Genomic DNA, 18,307 nt, shown 5'->3' on the forward strand with positions numbered 1-18,307 from the left:
AATAAAACAGACAGATGAATCAATTAGATAAGTAGTTAGGATTGAATGTGAGCGAAGAATTATTGTTGCACCCAGATCGATTATTTAGTGCCGACCCAACACAACGAAGCATTGCTCGACGTTTATACCAAACCATCAAAGATCTGCCGATAGTGAGTCCACATGGACACACAGATCCTAAATGGTTTGCTCAAAATGAATGTTTTTCAAATGCGACAGAATTGTTGGTTAAGCCAGATCATTACCTACTAAGAATGCTATTTAGCCAAGGGATAACGCTTGAGTCACTAGGCATAGGTAAAAATCGTGAAGGTGTAGAATCTGACCCTAAAAAAAGTTGGAAGATCTTTGCTGAGCATTATTATCTGTTTCAAGGCACTCCAACGAGCCTTTGGTTAGATTATGTATTTGTAAATGTGTTTAATTTGACTGAAAGATTATGTGCTGAAAATGCGGACAGCCATTACGACACGATTACGGCTTGTTTGCAGCAAGACGACTTTAAACCTAGAGCATTGTTTGAACGTTTTAATATTGAAGTTATTGCAACAACCGAGTCCGCAATAGATGATCTCACATACCATCAACAAATTTTAGACAGTGGATGGTCTGGAAAGATCATAACTGCTTTTCGTCCTGATAATGTAATTGACCCTGAGTTTGAAGGTTTTGAAGAGAACTTATCAATACTTGCTGATATGACAGGTATCAATTTAGAAACGTATTCGGGGTATTTAGAAAGTTTAAAAGTACGTCGCCAGTATTTTAAAAAAATGGGGGCAACCTCTACTGATCATGGCCATCCAACAGCACGTACATTAGATTTAACTGAACAAGAATGTGATGCGCTTTATAGTAAAATTCGTTCCCAGCAATACAGTGGCGAAGAAGCCGACCAATTCCGCGCTCAATTATTAACAGAAATGGCAAAAATGAGTGTTGAAGATGGGTTGGTTATGCAGATACACCCTGGCGTTTACCGCAACCATAATCAAGATTTATTCGACAATTTTGGCCGTGATAAAGGCGCCGATATTCCAGTTGCCACTGAGTATGTTGAGAATTTAAGACCATTATTAAATAAGTTTGGTAACAACCCTAAATTCAGCGTCATTGTATTTACCTTAGATGAAACAACCTACGCCCGTGAATTAGCACCGTTAGCAGGACATTACCCTGCATTAAAAGTAGGGCCTGCTTGGTGGTTTAACGACAGTCCAGAAGGCATGAGACGTTATCGTCAACAAATTACTGAAACGGCAGGTTTTTATAATACCGTTGGTTTTAACGACGATACTCGTGCATTTTTATCTATACCGGCACGTCATGATGTAGCTCGTAGAATGGATTGTGTATTCTTGGCTGAGTTGGTTTCTGACCATCGTATTTCAGAGCAACAAGCGGAAAAAATTGCTTATGACCTGACTTATGGTTTAGTTAAAAAGGCGTATAAATTATAATGGAACAATTATTATCTTTATCCACATTAGACAAACTTAATCCTAATATTAAAGGCCTAGCGTATGATAAAAACGCGGGATCAGTGGGTATAGTGCATATAGGCATAGGTGCTTTTCATCGTGCTCATCAGGCGGTATTTACCAATGATTTAATTGCCTTGGGTGATAACCAATGGAAAATAACCGCGGTTAGTCTGCGTTCTGCTAATGTTCGAAATTTAATGCAACCACAAGACAGTGTCTATTCGGTGGTCGAGCGTTCTGATGAACAAGTTAATGTAAGTTTAGTGGGTGCAATACAAGATGTATTGGTTGCACCAGAATTGCCGCAACAAGTGGTCGATGTAATTGCCAGTTCACAAACTAAAGTGGTGACGTTAACCGTAACTGAAAAAGGTTACTGCAGAGATAAAAGTGGATTGCATTTAGATTTAAACAATCCAGATATTCAAGCTGATTTAACTAGCTTAACTTCAGCCAAAGCGTCACCAAAAACAATGCCTGGGTTTATTGTTGCAGCTTGTCAGAAAAGGCAATCTACAGGTGATAAATTAACGGTAGTGAGTTGTGATAATTTACCTTCTAATGGCTCAGTAACTAAAACGATGGTGCTAGAGTTTGCCGCAGCACTCGACGGACAATTAGCGTCTTGGATAGAAAATAACGTTAGCTTTTGTAACTCAATGGTCGACCGTATTGTACCTGCGGTGTCAGAACAAGATGTATGCGATGTTGCAAACGTACTCGGATTAACAGATAAGAGTGTTGTGATCACAGAGCCATTTAAACAATGGGTGATTGAAGATAACTTTGCTTCTGACAAACCTCAATGGGATAAAGTAGGCGCGTTGTTTGTTAAAGACGTCACTGTTTATGAAGACATGAAATTAAGATTGTTAAACGGCGCGCATTCAACATTAGCTTATATTGGTTTTTTGATGGGGTATGAATATATTCACCAAGCGGTGACGGACAAAACCTGTTTGGCCTTTGTTAAAGCACTACATGCGGATGTATTAAAAACCGTAGAAGACGTACCTGGGATAGATTTGGAGGAATATGCGAGTACGATAATAGCGCGTTTTTCAAACTCCAAAGTTCCATATAAAACCACACAAGTCGCCACAGATGGCTCGCAAAAGTTAGCACAACGATTAATAAGTCCTGCAGAGATATTAAGTAAACAAGGGATTATTTCTAGACCTATTGCTTTAGTCGTTGCAAGCTGGTGTCGCTTTTTAGAAAGCGTAGACGAACAAGGTAATGCATATACTGTGTCAGACCCATTGGCGGATGAGCTTGTTGGTATTGCTCAGCATAATAAAGCCGACGAAATAACCCAAGTTAAATTGATATTAGAAGAGTCAGGCATATGCAGTGATGCAATGTTGCAAGACAGCAACTTTATTGATCAAGTTAGGGTTTTCCTGAAAAGTATTCATGATAAGGGAATAGGGAATACGGTTAAGCAGTTTTTAGCACAGTAAGGTTAGATAAAATAACGTATCTAATGCGGTTATGTTTACCGAACTAGATACGTTTTTTTGTTTATAACTTTATTTTACTAAACGGGTCATTATCAAAATAAGTTGATGCTGCTGCGGTCGCATTTTCAATATGTTTCTGCATGGCCGCTTTGGCTTTTTTCTCATCGCGTTTTTCTAATGCTGCCACAATAGTTTTATGATCTTGGATTGAAGGGTGAACGCCTTCAGCACGCAATCGCGAAGCAAATGCAGAACTTAAGTCAGATTTACTTCTTAATTCCCAAAGCCAGTTTACGACCGAGGAAATAGCACTGTTTTGGGCGGCTGATGCAATAATGTTATGGAATTTCCAATCAGATTTTTCAGATGCATCAGGGCGCTTTTCTTCTTCTTCCATCTCAGCAATAGCTTGTTTTAATTCAGCAATTTGATCATCAGTAATATGCCTAGCTGCCAATGCACAAGCTTCTGATTCAATAATTGCCCTAATTTCTAAAATCTCAAACGGGCCTATGCCTTTATCTTCTATTGCAAGGAAAGGCTTTTTAGCTGTTACATAAATACCAGAGCCAGTTCTAATTTCCACAATGCCTGATAACTCTAATGCGATCATTGCTTCTCTAATCGTCGGTCTACTAACGCTTAGTTTTTCAGCTAACTCTCTTTCAGAAGGTAGACGACTACCAGGTAAAATTAGGCCATCATTGACTAGTTGCGATAATTGAGCTGCAACTTTTACATAAAGTCTATCGGTTTTAATTGCTTGTAATTCCATATCCCTCTCACTGAAAACGGTTAACGCTGAGACAGTCTATAAGCCTTAGCCCAGTCAAACAAACATTTTATCAATCAACACACCAATATAGTTATTAAATTACTTGAAATTTATGGTTGCGTTATAAATGTTTTAGTTGGTAGTATGGAATGATGGTAAGGTGGCATGACCAATTATGCAAGTGTTAATTATGCAGTATAAAAATAAGTAGGTGAATAGTGAAAGTTGCGATAATAGGTGAATGTATGTTGGAGCTAAGTGCAGACTCTGAGAAAAGATACACGATGAGTTATGGCGGTGATACCTTAAATACCGCGATATATTATTCTCGGCTTGGTGGAAAAGCAGAGTACTTTACCGCATTAGGCGATGATATCTATAGCAATACTATGCTTGAACAGTGGCAAGCTGAAGGTGTGGGGATCTCTTATGTCCGAACCATAGCTAATCAAATGCCAGGTTTATACATTATTAACAATGATCAAAACGGCGAACGTTATTTCCATTATTGGCGTCAACATGCTCCAGCTCGGCAACTGATCAGTCAATTCCCAGATGTATTACATCAACTGCATACGTTTGACCTTATCTTCTTAAGCGGCATTACTTTATCGTTATATAACCAATCAGATTTACAACAACTATTTTCGTGTTTACAGCACTTCAGAGCTAAAGGTGGCATTGTGGTATTTGACAATAACTATCGTTTAAGAAACTGGAAAAGTTTAGATGATGCACAAGCTGTGTTTAAAACTATGATGGCACAGACAGACATTGCCTTAATAAGTTTTGATGACGAAGTGTCTATGTATGGTGAGCATACGCCCGATGAATGTTTAGTTAAATGGATAAACGCTGGAGTCCGAGAAGTCGTGATAAAAAATGGAGAGTCAGGTTGTTTATTATATGTAAATGAACTCACCTCAACCATATCTTTACCGTCAGTTGTCAAACCTGTAGATACCACGGCAGCAGGTGATTCATTTAATGGTGCCTATTTAGCGGCTAAGTTAAAAGGCAAAACGCCACAGCAGTGTGTCAATGACGCACAAATATGTGCCAGTGTCGTGATCATGCATAAAGGCGCCATTATAGATAAATCTATCGATTTAACAGGGGCTAATAATGTTTAAGGGAATGATTAAAAACGTAATACTTAAATCGATAACATTGCTAATGTTATCCAGTTTTTTATTTGGTTGCGAAAGTGAACAGCACCACAAAAAAACAATTCGTTTAGCTCATGGTTTAGATATTCAACATCCAGTTCATTTAGCATTAGTGTTTATGAATGAAGAATTACAACGTTTATCCGATGGTAAAATGGACTTAGTCATATTCCCATCGGGACAATTAGGCTCAGAACGTGAAATCTTAGAACTAATCCAAATTGGTAGCATGGGCATGACCAAAGTATCAGCTAGCTCTTTAGAAGCTTTTGTGCCAGAAATGAAAGTGTTTAGTTTGCCTTATTTGTTTGACGATAAAGAGCACTTTTGGCACATATTATCAGGTGAAATCGGGCAACAACTGCTTGATGCAGGCACCCCATACCGAGTTAAAGGATTAGGTTATTTCGATGCTGGTAGTCGCAGTTTTTATACCACAGGTAATAAAGTCACTAAGCCAGATGATTTAGCCGGATTAAAAATTCGAGTGATGAATAGTCAAAGTGCAGTAGACATGGTTAATACCATGGGCGGTGCGGCCACGCCTGTTAGTTGGGGTGAGTTATATACTGCTCTACAGCAAGGTATCGTTGAAGGCGCAGAAAACAACCCACCGAGTTTTTTCTATTCTAAACATTACGAAGTCAGCAAATATTACCTGTTAGACGAACACACCTCTATCCCAGACGTGATTATTATAGGTACTCACATGTGGAATAACTTATCTGAACAGCAGCAGCAATGGTTATCCCAAGCTATGTCGGCAGCGACAGAATATCAAAAAGAGTTATGGGCACAGTCCACCGATATGGCATTACAAAAAGTACAAGAAGCGGGCGTGCAAGTTTTAACGGCCGACAAATCATTATTTCAAAAAAGTGTCGCGCCGCTTTATAAAAAGTTTGAACAGACAAAATTTCAACCTTTGATCTCGGCGATTATCTCGAATAAGGATAAACCATGAAGTTTATTAATGATTTAGTGAATAGATTAGATTCCGTGTTACGGGTTGTATTAGCCGTCATGATGGCTGCTTTAGTCGTGGACGTTACTTGGCAGGTATTAACCAGATTCATTTTGCCGCAACCTAGCTCTTTTACTGAGGAAGTTGCTCGTTTTTTATTGATATGGGTAAGTTTGTTAGGTGGGGCTTATGCGTACCGTGAACAGAGTCATTTAGGTTTTAATCTTCTAGTTAGAAACATGTCATTAAACAATCAAGTACGTATTCATAAGTTCTCTTGTGTGCTGGTGGCTATTTTTGCCATTTTGGTCTTGATAATAGGTGGCAGTAATTTAGTTTATTTAACTTGGTTGTTAGGTCAACACTCACCAGTACTAGATGTGCCAATGGCCTTTATTTACACAGTGATCCCAGCAAGTGGTTTGTTGTTCTTGTTATATAGTTTGCACTTTTTTCTGCAAAATCCGCTAACCAATACTTCACCGGAGAGTAACGATGAGTAGTGCATTATTATTTGGTATTTTTACCATATTATTATTGATCAATTTACCAATAGCGTTAGCCATTATATTCGCTACGTTAGTGACTATGTTAGCTACCATAGACTCTTTGCCTGCGTTAACCACAATAGCGCAACGATTAGCTGCGGGTATTGATAGTTTTGCGTTATTAGCTATTCCATTTTTTATCGTCTCTGGATATTTAATGGGACAAGGTGGCATTGCGGCACGATTAATTGCTTTTGCTAAAGTATTAGTTGGTCGTTTGCCTGGTGGACTGGCGTTTGTAAATGTTATTTCTTGTGCTCTGTTTGGTTCAATCTCTGGTTCTGCCGTAGCGGCTACTTCAGCCATTGGTGGATTTATGATCCCAGCGATGAAAAAAGAAGGTTACGACAAACCGTTTAGTACGGCTGTCACTGTGACGGCTGCAACAACTGGTATGTTAATACCACCGAGCAACATCTTAATCATTTACTCTTTAGCCAGTGGTGGGGTATCCATTGCTGCTTTGTTTATTGCTGGTTATTTACCTGGGCTATTAGTGACCTTATTACTGATTGCGGCAAGTGCAATGTACGTGAGAAAGCAGGGTATTAAACCATTGGCAAGTGACCAAATTGAAGACTTTTGGCCCGCATTATTTGGTGCTATTCCAAGCTTGATGTTAATTGTACTTATTATTGGCGGTATTATTGGAGGTTTATTTACCCCGACCGAAGCGGGTGCCATTGCGGTTCTTTATTCTTTAATATTGTCGTTAGTTTTTTACAAACAATTAAAAGTTGAAGACTTATATCCACTGTTATTAAAAGCGGTTAATACCACAGCTATAGTAATGTTACTGATTGGCGCATCATCGGCCATGTCTTGGATGATGTCCTATGAGTCTATCCCTCAAACTCTAAGCGAAACATTATTGGATTTATCTGACAATCCGCTGGTTATTTTACTCATTATTAATTTGACCTTGTTGTTAATTGGCACCTTTATGGACATGACACCAGCAGTGTTAATCTTCACGCCTATATTTTTACCGGTAGCTGAGTCATTGGGGATTTCGCCACTGCATTTTGGCATCATGATGATCCTTAATTTATCCATAGGTTTGTGTACGCCTCCTGTGGGTAGTGTCTTATTTGTAGGCTGCAGTATAGGTAAAGTTAATATCAGTGAAATTATTAAACCTATTTTACCGCTATATGCGGCCATGATTGCAGCTTTGGTCCTGGTGACTATGTTCCCTGCCATTAGCGAATTTTTACCTCAACTTTTAGATTTAATTTAATCCTATTAAGGAAAAACTTATGAACTTAAAACGTTTTAAATGGCTATGCATTGTTCCTGCATTGGTTTCAACCACAGGCTTTGCTCAAAATAACTCAACTATTGATGTGGTCCCTTATCAAGCGCCTGTGGTGAGCGATATGTCTTTCTCATCATCATTAAAATCAGCTGATATTAAAAAAGTAGCAGATCAAGTAGCAGATTGGCAGTTAAGTCAGTTTGATATCCGCTCAAATATGATGCGACGCGAAGGTCGTGCCAGCGGTATTCCACAAGGATGGATGTACGCGACTTTTGATATTGGTTTATTAGCATGGGCTGATGTCACTAAACAAAATGAATACAAACAAGCCACGATCAACATGGCTAAATTAAACGACTGGACCTTAGGACCTCGTGTTTATCATGCAGATGATCACGCGATTGGTAGTGTTTACATTGATTTATATGAACAAGATGGTGATAAATCAAAAATGGCTCATTTAACCTCTATGTTTGATCAAGTATTAGCGGCCCCTAAAAATACTTCTTTATTATTTGATGACGACAAAAAATTCAAAGAAGTCGCCAATGGGCGTGTATTCCACGATCCAATTTGTACCGTTCGTTGGTGTTGGGCTGACGCTATATTTATGGCCCCACCAGTTTGGACTAAATTAGCGGTACTAACGGGCAACAATGAGTACTTAGATTTCATGAATCAAGAGTTTTGGGCTACCACGGAATATTTGTTTAATACTGATGAACAATTGTATTTACGCGATAGTCGTTACTTTGATCGTAAAGATTCAAAAGGTCGTCTAATTTATTGGGGACGTGGTAATGGTTGGGTGTTAGCAGGTATCGCTCGCGTATTAGAAGCTATGCCACTGGATTACCAACATAGACAAAAATACGTTGATCTTTATACCTCAATGTCTGACCGTTTAATCAAATTACAACAAAAAGATGGTAGCTGGCCTTCATCATTGTTAGAAACTGAAACGAATTCAACGCCTGAATCTAGTGGTACAGGTTTATTGATTTATGCAATGGCTTGGGGCGTAAATAATGGTATTTTGCCAAAAACACAAACTAACTTAAAAGCGATTGATTTAGGTTGGCAGTCATTAGTGGATAGTGTGCAGCCAAACGGTAAATTAGGTTGGGTTCAACAGGTGGCCTTTGCACCGGGCTCAGCCACCAAAGATGATACCCAGTTATATGGCACCGGCGCATTATTATTAGCCGCAGCAGAAGTCTATAAATTAGTTAATACGGAACAAAAGTAATGAATGCTTATTTAGAAAATATGTTTGGCTTGGATAACAAAGTTGCCATAGTTACTGGGGCAACTCGTGGTTTAGGCCAAGCAATGGCATTAGCGCTTGGCGAATCTGGCGCAACAGTGGTCGTGGTTGGTTCTAAAGTGGATAACCTAAAGGATACAGTTGAGTTGTTGGCAGCAAAAAATATTAAACACTTGGCGTTAGGTTGTGATCAAGCGGATGGTGAGCAAATCAAACAAGTCGTTGCTGACACCATAGCCAAATTAGGCAAAGTTGATGTTTTGGTTAATAACGCTGGAACCATTAAACGCGCTCCCGCACATGAATTTTCTGATGAAGATTGGATGGAAGTGATCAATGTAAACTTAAATGGTGTGTTCCGTTTTTGCCGTGAAGTGGGCAAACACATGTTGAAACAGAATTCAGGCAAGATCATTAATATAGCGTCTTTGTTAAGTTTTTCTGGTGGCATCACTGTGCCTGCATATGCAGCAAGTAAAGGCGGTGTCGCCCAGTTAACTAAAGCACTCGCGAATGAATGGGCAAATTCAAACATCCAGGTTAACGCAATTGCGCCTGGTTATTTTGAAACCGACAATACCTTTAACATACGGCAAGACGAAGAAAGGCAAAAAAGCATTTCAGCGAGGATCCCTGCTGGTAAATGGGGACAGCCAGAAGACATGGCAGGAGCCGTTATATATTTATCAAGCAACGCATCTCAATATGTTAATGGTCATGTGTTATTAGTTGATGGTGGTTGGATGGCTCGTTAAGTGTCTTCTTTATGTTGCCAACTCTTAATGTTGGCAATAATTAATTATTACAAGAAAGGTTCAGGTATGTTTTTTAATTCTGACAATAAAATAGTAACAAAGCTGTGTGTTTTTACTTTCTTAATTGGTTCTGCGTTTAGTAATGTTTTGTTGGCTCAACAAAATGAAAGTACGCAACTAATAAATCAAGGCTGGTTTTATTTAGAGAGTAACGTTGAAGTTATAACCAGTGCTAAAAAAGCGACAGCTTGGATAAAAACGTCATTACCTCATACGTGGAATGCAACGGATACCGTAGATTCAACTCCAGGTTATCGCCGTGACGCAAGTTGGTATAAAAAACAGCTGATAATCAAAGATATGTCGCCTAACAATAGATATAAACTCTATTTTGAAGGCGTTAATATGCAAGCCGAAGTATTTGTTAATGGCCAAAAAGCTATTACTCATATTGGTGGTTATTTAGGTTTTGAAGTTGAAGTAACGGAGCTATTAAATAAAAGTGGAAACAATGAGATTTATGTTCGTGCCAGTAACGAATATAACCCTAACTTAATCCCTTCTCAAAAATCAGACTTCTTTATTCATGGTGGTATCACTCGTGATGTTTGGTTAAAAACTTTACCGCTTAACTACATTGATTATATCCAAGTGGATACGCCAACGGTTAATGATGACATAGCGAAAACTAGTGTTAAAACAGAGTTGAATGCATTATCAGCCCAAAGCGCTACATTAGTTTATAAATTAGTCGACCCTGCTGGTAATAAAGTTAGTTCACAGCATCAAACGATAAAGCTTCAGGAAGGCTCCCAAACTGTTGAGCTTGCGTTAACGGATGTAAAACAACCGCTATTATGGTCGCCTGATGCCCCTAACTTGTATCAATTGATAGTCTCTTTATTAAACAATAATAACCAAGTTATGCAAACCATTAATACACCAGTTGGTTTCCGTTGGTTTGAAATGCGTGCCAATAAAGGCTTTTTTGTAAACGGAAAAAAAATGTTAATTCGTGGTACCCATCGCCATGAAGAACATGCCGGTATTGGTGCTGCTATGCCAAACGAATTACATCGCCAAGATATGCAACAAATTAAAGACATGGGTGCTAACTTTGTTCGCCTAGGTCATTATCCTCAAGATCCAGAAGTATACAAAGCGGCTAATGAATTAGGGCTCGTTATTTGGGATGAACTGCCTTGGTGTCGTGGTGGTATGGGGGGCGAAGAATGGCAAGCCAATACTCAGTCGTTGTTAGAGCGTCAAATCAAACAAAACCGTAATCATCCAAGCATCGCATTTTGGTCTTTAGGTAATGAAATGTACTGGGAAGAAGACTTTCCAGGTGGTGGTGACGCTGAAAAGATCACGCCTTATTTAGTTAAATTAAATAAGATAGCAAAACAAGCAGATCCTAGCCGTATTACCACTATCAGAAAATACTACCCGGGTGCTGAAGTCGTAGATGCATTCTCTCCATCAATATGGGCCGGTTGGTATGGCGGTGCATATGGTCAATATGCAAAAGCTATTGAATCTTCCATGGAAAAATATCCAACATTTTTACATATGGAATACGGCGCATCTAGTCATGTGGGCCGACATACTGAAACACCGATTACTAAAGAAGGTATGCAAGGTGCACAAGTGTCTGTTGCGGAAGCAATGAACCAAGCTGTCGTACAAAGTGTGGCGAAAGACAGTGACTGGAATGAAAACTACGCAGTAGATTTATTTGATTGGCATACCATAGTTGCTGAAACGACTGCCAATTTTGCCGGAAACGCACAATGGGCATTTAAAGACTTTGGCACGCCATTACGTCCAGAAAATCCTATTCCGTATATGAATCAAAAAGGGCTAGTGGACAGAAATGGTAAACCAAAAGATGCGTATTATGTGTTTGCCAGTCATTGGTCCAAAACCCCCTTTTGTTACATAGAGTCAGAGACTTGGACACACAGGAATGGGCCAAAGAGGGTCGTGATGTAAGTGTCTATTGCAATACTCAATCGGCAGAGTTGTTTTTAAATGGCAATAGTTTGGGGGAGAAAAAACGTAATGCAACTACGTTCCCTGCTGGTGGTTTAGTGTGGAAAGTGCCATTTAAACAAGGTGATAATATCCTTAATGTCGTTGGTCGTACTCCTAACGCTGAAGATGCGAAACATCAAATATCAGTTAATTATTTAATTGGTGAACATGGCAAGGTAGATAAAATTGCTTTATCCGTTAAAAAACTGGCAAACGGTAACCAACTAATTGAAGCGCAAGCCATTGATGAAAAGGGTAATCGCGTATTGGATTATAATAAACGCAGTTACTTTTTTAATATGACCAGTCATGGGAAGTTAATAGAGAATCAAGGCACTCCTACCGGCAGTAGTATTATAGAAATGGCTAGTGGTTATGCCGCTATTGAGTTTGTTTCCGGTGCCAAACCAACCACTATTGAATATAGGAATCAAAATGTGAAAGGTGTCTATATAGACGTAAAATAAATGCATTGCGTAATGCAAAAAATGGCCAACTAAGTTTGGCCATTTTTTTGTGAAAAATCACACTGGTAAAGTGGCATTACCAATTTGCATGATGTATATTATTGATCAACTTATGTAACAGTACGAGCAATCTCATGTTTAAAAGAGTTAGAAAAAATATTGTGTATTAGTAGCGTCTTCGTTCTTTTTTCAGCGGTCTCACACAGTGATGCGGTTAATGTCGATTGGCCGTATTATTCGTTTAACGTGACAAATACGTTAAACCAAGATCGTGATGATTTGATTTGCATTGAGCAAAGCCAAGCAAACTTTTTAATCACAAAAAAACATGCCTATCTAGTTACTATTGAGGGTAAACAAGTACCTAGCCAAGTGGCTCCTTGTTCAATAGCCAATGAATCACTAGGTTTGTTAGTCAAACAAGCTTTAACCGCTAAACAAAGCTCAAAATTGAACGTTTATGTAAATACGCAAGCTACTTTATCTAGCCAGCATCAAGTTCCTTATACCTATGCAGAACTTCAGGTAAGAGTCGGAGGGCAGTGGCAACAAGACAAATTAGCTGGTGGTCAATATGTACCGGTAGAATCATACCAGTTACCAGATGATCATACGGTGGGCAATCGTTTGTTTAAATATGAAGGGCTAGGTTGGGAATCTGAATCTATGGCCTATCGCTATTATTTTGATCACCGCGGTTCTATCGATATTTTTGCCAAACAAAAAAATGGTTTGGTACTAGAGAACGTTGGTATTGATGGCGATGATTATCATGTATTAGATGATTGGGGTTTAGATGTCTTAAAAGTAGGCCCTTCTTTAGGATTAGGTGGTATTGCCGCTTGGCAAAATAACACTGTATTTGGTGCTAATAAGTTTGACCAGTTATCCACCACAATCAATAGTGGAAACTTAACTTCTGACGTTAGGTTAACGTATCAAAATTGGCAGGTGGCTGATAATAACGGAGATTTAGGTTTAACCTTAAGCATTAACGCCAATACGTCGCTAACTCGAGTTAAAGCTCAAACGTTAGCGCCAATACCTCAGTTTGCTACTGGCATTGTAAAACATGACGTTGATGTGATTAAAAAAGTAAACAATGAAAGCACTTGGTCAGTATTAGCTACTTGGGGCAAACAAAGCTTAAACAAAGATAATTTAGGCATGGCTATTTTCTTTAAGACCAGCCAACTAGAAAAACTGACACAAGATAAATACAACGAGTTAGTTGTATTTAAACCAACAAATGCGCCACTGTATTATTACTTCTCAGCCAATTGGCAAGCTGCGCCAAAAGGTGCAAACACCAAACAACAATATATCGAAGACTTAGATAAAACATTGGCGTTATTAAATAACCCAATTCAGGTCTCGCAGAAATAACAAATTTATATACTGAATTAATTTAAGGAAACATCATGAAATTTATGTTCTCAGCCGATATTAGAAGCTACAAAAACATGCGTAATGATGAATTACGTGAAGCCTTTGTAACCGAACCCCTGTTCCAAGCGGGTGAAATTGTATTGGTTTATACCGATGTTGACCGTGGTTTAGTGGGTGGCATAGTGCCACAAGATAAACCTATTTTATTACCAACTCATAAAGAGTTGGCTGCTGATTATTTTTGTCAACGCCGTGAAGCAGGTGTAATAAACATTGGTGGTGAAGGTAGTATTAATGTTGATGGCACCGATTACGCTATGGCTAATCGTGATAGTTTATATATACCTAAAGAAAGCCAAAAAATTGAGTTTTCATCAAATGATGCAAACAATCCTGCTAAGTTTTATTTAGTTTCTTATCCAGCGCATCGTGTTACTAAAACAGTGCATGTACCAAAAAGTGCAGCGAAATACATCGCACTTGGCTCACAAGAAACATCAAATGAACGTGTGATTTTCCAGTCAATTCGCCCAGGAATTGTGGATAGTTGCCAGTTAGTGATGGGTATTACTGAATTGAAAACGGGCAGTGTTTGGAATACCAAACCACCTCATACTCACTTTAGACGTACAGAAATATATATGTACTTTGACTTACCACAAGATGAAAAAGTATTTCATCTAATGGGTGAACCATCTGAGGTACGTACACTTCCAATTGATTCAGAAACCGCCATTGCTTCACCAAGTTGGTCAATCCACAGTGGTGTTGGTACTTCAAACTATAGCTTTATATGGGCTATGGGCGGAGAGAACCAAGAGTTTGATGACATGGATCATTTAAAGGTTACGGACTTACGTTAATCCTCAAACTAATAAAGCCAAATGGTTTTGTTAGCTATGTGTTAACAGCAGACAACACCTATTAAATACCAATTAATTCAATTGGTATAAACCTGTTCAAATAAACCTAACTAGCATTTTAGCCAAAATGCTAGGCGGTTTTTTGCGACCAAAATTTGAGAGAGAATATGAAAATAATAGCCTTTCCAAAAGAGCAGCACGTCGGTGAAAACCGTACAGCGTTGTTACCGGCCAATGTAAAAGCGTATACCTTAATGGGCGCTCAAGTCTTAATCGAGAGTGGTTTAGGAGATAATATATTTATCACAGACCAAGATTATGTAGACGCTGGTGCAAAGGTAGCTGAGTCACGTGAAACCTTACTCAAACAAGCTGACATAATTTTATCTATCCATAAATTACCTCAGCAAGAGCTAAGTAATTGCCAAAATAATAAAGCCATTTTGGTTAGTTTCTTAGACCCGTTTAATGGAGCTGATTACGTAAAAACATTATGTGAACACAAACTCACTAGCATCAGTATGGAAATGATCCCGCGTATTAGTCGTTGTCAAAAAATGGATGCACTTAGCTCCCAAGCTAGCTTGGCTGGGTATGTCATGGTAGCCAAAGGGGTTAATGCGTTAGCGTCGGTACTACCAATGATGATGACACCTGCAGGCACCATCAAACCTGCCAAAGTATTTGTCATAGGCGCTGGTGTTGCAGGATTGCAAGCCATAGCAACGGCTAAACGTTTGGGCGCTGCAGTGACTGCATTTGATACTCGTACTGTGGTTGCAGAACAAGTTCAGTCGTTAGGGGCAAAGTTTTTAGAGATTGATTTGGGTGAGACAGGCCAAACTGGTCAAGGATATGCCCAAGTATTAACCGCAGAACAAATGAAAATACAGCAAAGAGAGCAAGCAAAGTGTATTGCTGATTCAGACATAGTGATCACAACAGCTCAATTATTTGGACGTAAACCACCGCAATTGATTAACAAAGACACCATTAAGCTGATGAAACCCGGCAGCGTAATTGTTGATATGGCAGCGGAAAGTGGTGGCAATGTTGAAGGTTCAGTTGCAGGCCAAACAGTGAGTATACATAACGTGAAAGTTGTTGGTACAGGTAACTGGTCAAATGAAGTCGCCAAAGATGCATCTCAAATGTATGGCAACAACTTATTTAATTTAATCAGCGAATGTTGGGACAAAGAGCAGGCTGAATTCAACCTTGATTTAACCGATGAAATTTTACAAAACGCAGTGATCACATATCAAGGCGATGTGGTTAATGACGTTATTAAACAACATTTAAATAAGGAAACCGCGTAATGATTGCTATCTACTTATTATTCATTTTAATGCTGTCGGTGTTTGTTGGATTTGAATTGATTCGCAAAGTACCCGCTACCTTGCATACACCTTTAATGTCAGGGGCTAATGCTATTTCTGGTATTACCTTAATCGGCGCATTAAGTATGGCCGGTGGTGAATCGGGTCAGTGGGCGACTTGGTTGGGGGCTGCGGCTGCTTTTTTTGCCACCGTGAATGTTGTGGGTGGTTATATGGTTACAGATCGTATGTTAGCCATGTTTAAGAAACGATAGGAGTTGTCATGTTTGATTTTACCTTATTGATCAATGCTGTTTATGTGATATCAGCAACATTATTTATACTGGGTCTTAAATTACTAAGTCACCCAAGTACTGCCAGAAAGGGCAACTTAGTTTCATCAATCGCTATGTTTGTTGCCATTATTGTTACTTTATTAGATAAAAACATAGTTTCATTTGAGTGGATTGTCATCAGCATTATTACGGGTTCTGTGGTTGGTGGTTTTGCTGCTAAACGCATAGAAATGACGTCAATGCCTGAACTTGTATCACTATTTAACGGGATTGGCGGTTTAGCCAGTGTTGCTGTGGGCTGGTCAACGGTATTAGGCAATTCAGATCTTTCCATATTTGTGTTGTTTGTTACCTTTTTGGCGTTATTAATTGGTGGTGTAACGTTTTCAGGCAGTGTGGTGGCGTGGGCTAAATTAAGCGAAAAAATAGCCGGCAGACCATTAGTCTTTAAAGGACAAGCGTTTGCCAATGTATTGTTACTCGTTTTGGTGTGTTTATCTGCGTATTTATTTATAACTGAACCAACATTATTAACTTGGCATTATTTAGTGATTGGCTTGGCATTAGTGCTTGGCGTCATGGTGGTATTGCCAATTGGTGGTGCAGACATGCCGGTAGTCATTTCACTGCTAAATAGTTATTCCGGTTTAGCGGCCTGTGCTGCAGGTTTTGCATTGGAAAATAATTTGTTAATAGTGGCAGGTGCATTGGTTGGTGCCAGTGGCATCATCTTAACCAACATTATGTGTAAAGCGATGAACCGTTCTTTGGTTAATGTCTTAACTTCTGGTTTCCAAGCTGTAGTAAAAAATGAAATGAAAATCGAAGGTGAGATAAAGCCATTAACTGCAGAAGATGCTTTTTTTGTTCTTGAAGCAGCTCAATCTGTTGTGGTTATTCCTGGTTATGGCATGGCTGTAGCACAAGCACAACATGCGTTAAAAGAATTACAAACTCTGCTTGAAAGTAATGGGGCGGAAGTCGCTTATGCTATCCATCCTGTTGCTGGACGTATGCCTGGGCACATGAATGTATTATTAGCAGAAGCGGATGTTTCATATGAACAATTATTTGAAATGGATGAGATCAACGCTCGAATAGACAGTTTTGATGTGGCCATTGTTATTGGGGCAAATGACGTTGTAAATCCTGCCGCTCGCGAAATGAAAGGTAGTCCTATTTACGGTATGCCAGTCATAAATGCAGATTTGGCTAAAAACGTATTTGTATTAAAACGCGGCATGGCAACGGGTTTTGCCGGTGTCGACAATCCACTGTTCTTCAAAGACAACAGTCGCATGATATTTGGTGATGCTAAAGAAACTATCAACACCATTATCCGTCAATTTGCAGATTAAGCTTTAAAGCCTTAATCAAGGTTAAGGCTATTTAAATTATATTAACGAGTTATTGGGTAAAAATAACTCAAATTAGAGTCAAGGCATTCATATGAAATCTATATCAAGTTTAATGGCACAACAGCCGTTATTACCTATTATCCAAGCAAACAATGTTGAGCAAGGTGTAAACATAGCAAAAGCTATGTTTGCAGCCGGATTAACTGTCGTTGAGGTGGTGTTGCGTACACCTGAGTCATTACAGGCATTAACGGCAATTAAACGAGCTTTGCCAGAACTTATAGTCGGTGCTGGCACAGTAACCGACGAAGATATATTAAAACAAGCGATAGAAGCGGGGGCTGATTTTATTGTTACTCCAGCCATATCCAATAAGTTATTAGGCTATTTAGTGGATTGTGGCGTGCCTGTATTACCTGGGGTATCAAATACTACTGATATTTTATTAGCAAGGGAGTTTGGCTTTACTGAAATGAAACTATTTCCAGCTTCTTTGTCTGGAGGTGCGCCATTTTTAAAAGCCGTTTCATCCATATTTCAGGATGTGACCTTTTGTCCAACCGGCGGAATTACCCAAGCCAATAAACAAGACTATTTATCATTACCTAATGTCTTTGCGGTGGGTGGTACTTGGGTTTGCCAACCAGAATGGTTAAATACAGAAAATTGGCAAGCGATAACAAACTCTTGTTTGAGTGCGATAAACTAACTCTACTATTTTTAAACAATCGTTTACATTTACCAAATTAACAAGGATGATAGGGCTGTTTTAGCTTTATCATCTCTTGTTCTTATCATGTTGCTTCCTCGTTGGACTATAAAAAATTCACATAGTGTTTCTAGATTTTAACCTTGCCTATTGTTCGTTTTTTTGATTGATTTTTAAAAAATT

Annotated in this window: 17 protein-coding genes; 16 read left to right on the forward strand and 1 reads right to left on the reverse strand. The window is 39.0% G+C overall.

The genetic code is table 11. The features are described from left to right. The first annotated feature begins 47 nt into the window (after positions 1–47). Together uxaC and RT723_RS12285 are read left to right on the forward strand one after the other, a co-directional pair. Positions 48–1,460: a glucuronate isomerase gene (gene uxaC / locus RT723_RS12280; protein ID WP_315947363.1), complete on the forward strand. Its 1,413-nt coding sequence runs from the start codon at positions 48–50 to the stop codon at positions 1,458–1,460. Further along, complete coding sequence (locus tag RT723_RS12285; RefSeq protein ID WP_315947364.1) at positions 1,460–2,947, forward strand: mannitol dehydrogenase family protein; 1,488 nt, start codon at positions 1,460–1,462, stop codon at positions 2,945–2,947. Before uxaC ends, RT723_RS12285 begins: the two co-directional genes overlap by 1 nt. A 61-nt stretch (positions 2,948–3,008) precedes the next feature. Here the strand turns inward: RT723_RS12285 and RT723_RS12290 are convergent, their stop codons facing one another. Beyond that, complete coding sequence (locus tag RT723_RS12290; RefSeq protein ID WP_315947366.1) at positions 3,009–3,722, reverse strand: FadR/GntR family transcriptional regulator; 714 nt, start codon at positions 3,720–3,722, stop codon at positions 3,009–3,011. A gap of 218 nt (positions 3,723–3,940) precedes the next feature. On the opposite strand from RT723_RS12290, the gene RT723_RS12295 reads away from it, so the two are divergent. From RT723_RS12295 to eda, 14 genes are all read left to right on the forward strand, one after another. Then, on the forward strand, positions 3,941–4,855 hold the full coding sequence (locus RT723_RS12295; protein ID WP_315947367.1) for a sugar kinase: 915 nt from the start codon (positions 3,941–3,943) through the stop codon (positions 4,853–4,855). Beyond that, on the forward strand, positions 4,848–5,855 hold the full coding sequence (locus RT723_RS12300; RefSeq protein ID WP_315947368.1) for a TRAP transporter substrate-binding protein: 1,008 nt from the start codon (positions 4,848–4,850) through the stop codon (positions 5,853–5,855). The genes RT723_RS12295 and RT723_RS12300 overlap by 8 nt, the downstream gene beginning before the upstream one ends. Continuing rightward, complete coding sequence (locus RT723_RS12305; RefSeq protein WP_315947369.1) at positions 5,852–6,358, forward strand: TRAP transporter small permease; 507 nt, start codon at positions 5,852–5,854, stop codon at positions 6,356–6,358. Before RT723_RS12300 ends, RT723_RS12305 begins: the two co-directional genes overlap by 4 nt. Then, complete coding sequence (locus RT723_RS12310) at positions 6,351–7,643, forward strand: TRAP transporter large permease (RefSeq protein ID WP_315947370.1); 1,293 nt, start codon at positions 6,351–6,353, stop codon at positions 7,641–7,643. The genes RT723_RS12305 and RT723_RS12310 overlap by 8 nt, the downstream gene beginning before the upstream one ends. 19 nt (positions 7,644–7,662) lie before the next feature. Beyond that, on the forward strand, positions 7,663–8,913 hold the full coding sequence (locus tag RT723_RS12315) for a glycoside hydrolase family 88/105 protein (RefSeq protein WP_315947371.1): 1,251 nt from the start codon (positions 7,663–7,665) through the stop codon (positions 8,911–8,913). Next, a complete protein-coding gene (locus RT723_RS12320; RefSeq protein WP_315947372.1) occupies positions 8,913–9,686 on the forward strand; it encodes a glucose 1-dehydrogenase in 774 nt (257 codons plus the stop codon). Before RT723_RS12315 ends, RT723_RS12320 begins: the two co-directional genes overlap by 1 nt. Before the next feature lie 66 nt (positions 9,687–9,752). Beyond that, complete coding sequence (locus tag RT723_RS12325; protein WP_315947373.1) at positions 9,753–11,681, forward strand: glycoside hydrolase family 2 protein; 1,929 nt, start codon at positions 9,753–9,755, stop codon at positions 11,679–11,681. Then, positions 11,642–12,190, forward strand: a complete 549-nt coding sequence (locus tag RT723_RS12330) for a DUF4982 domain-containing protein (protein WP_315947374.1) — start codon at positions 11,642–11,644, stop codon at positions 12,188–12,190. Before RT723_RS12325 ends, RT723_RS12330 begins: the two co-directional genes overlap by 40 nt. Before the next feature lie 159 nt (positions 12,191–12,349). Further along, entirely contained in the window at positions 12,350–13,576 is a 1,227-nt protein-coding gene (locus RT723_RS12335; RefSeq protein ID WP_315947375.1) for a DUF4861 family protein, read from the forward strand. A gap of 35 nt (positions 13,577–13,611) precedes the next feature. Further along, positions 13,612–14,442, forward strand: a complete 831-nt coding sequence (gene kduI, locus RT723_RS12340) for a 5-dehydro-4-deoxy-D-glucuronate isomerase (protein WP_315947376.1) — start codon at positions 13,612–13,614, stop codon at positions 14,440–14,442. 167 nt (positions 14,443–14,609) lie between these two features. Then, positions 14,610–15,761 (forward strand): NAD(P) transhydrogenase subunit alpha, encoded by a 1,152-nt coding sequence (locus RT723_RS12345; protein ID WP_315947377.1) that lies wholly within the window; start codon positions 14,610–14,612, stop codon positions 15,759–15,761. Further along, a complete protein-coding gene (locus tag RT723_RS12350) occupies positions 15,761–16,036 on the forward strand; it encodes an NAD(P) transhydrogenase subunit alpha part 2 (protein WP_216056387.1) in 276 nt (91 codons plus the stop codon). Before RT723_RS12345 ends, RT723_RS12350 begins: the two co-directional genes overlap by 1 nt. An 8-nt stretch (positions 16,037–16,044) precedes the next feature. Next, positions 16,045–17,415, forward strand: coding sequence for an NAD(P)(+) transhydrogenase (Re/Si-specific) subunit beta (locus tag RT723_RS12355; protein WP_216056386.1), 1,371 nt, complete (start codon positions 16,045–16,047; stop codon positions 17,413–17,415). A 91-nt stretch (positions 17,416–17,506) separates the two neighbouring features. Next, on the forward strand, positions 17,507–18,124 hold the full coding sequence (eda, locus tag RT723_RS12360) for a bifunctional 4-hydroxy-2-oxoglutarate aldolase/2-dehydro-3-deoxy-phosphogluconate aldolase (protein WP_315947378.1): 618 nt from the start codon (positions 17,507–17,509) through the stop codon (positions 18,122–18,124). Positions 18,125–18,307 lie beyond the last annotated feature (183 nt).

This window comes from Psychrosphaera aquimarina (assembly GCF_032461525.1).
Lineage (GTDB): Bacteria > Pseudomonadota > Gammaproteobacteria > Enterobacterales > Alteromonadaceae > Psychrosphaera > Psychrosphaera aquimarina.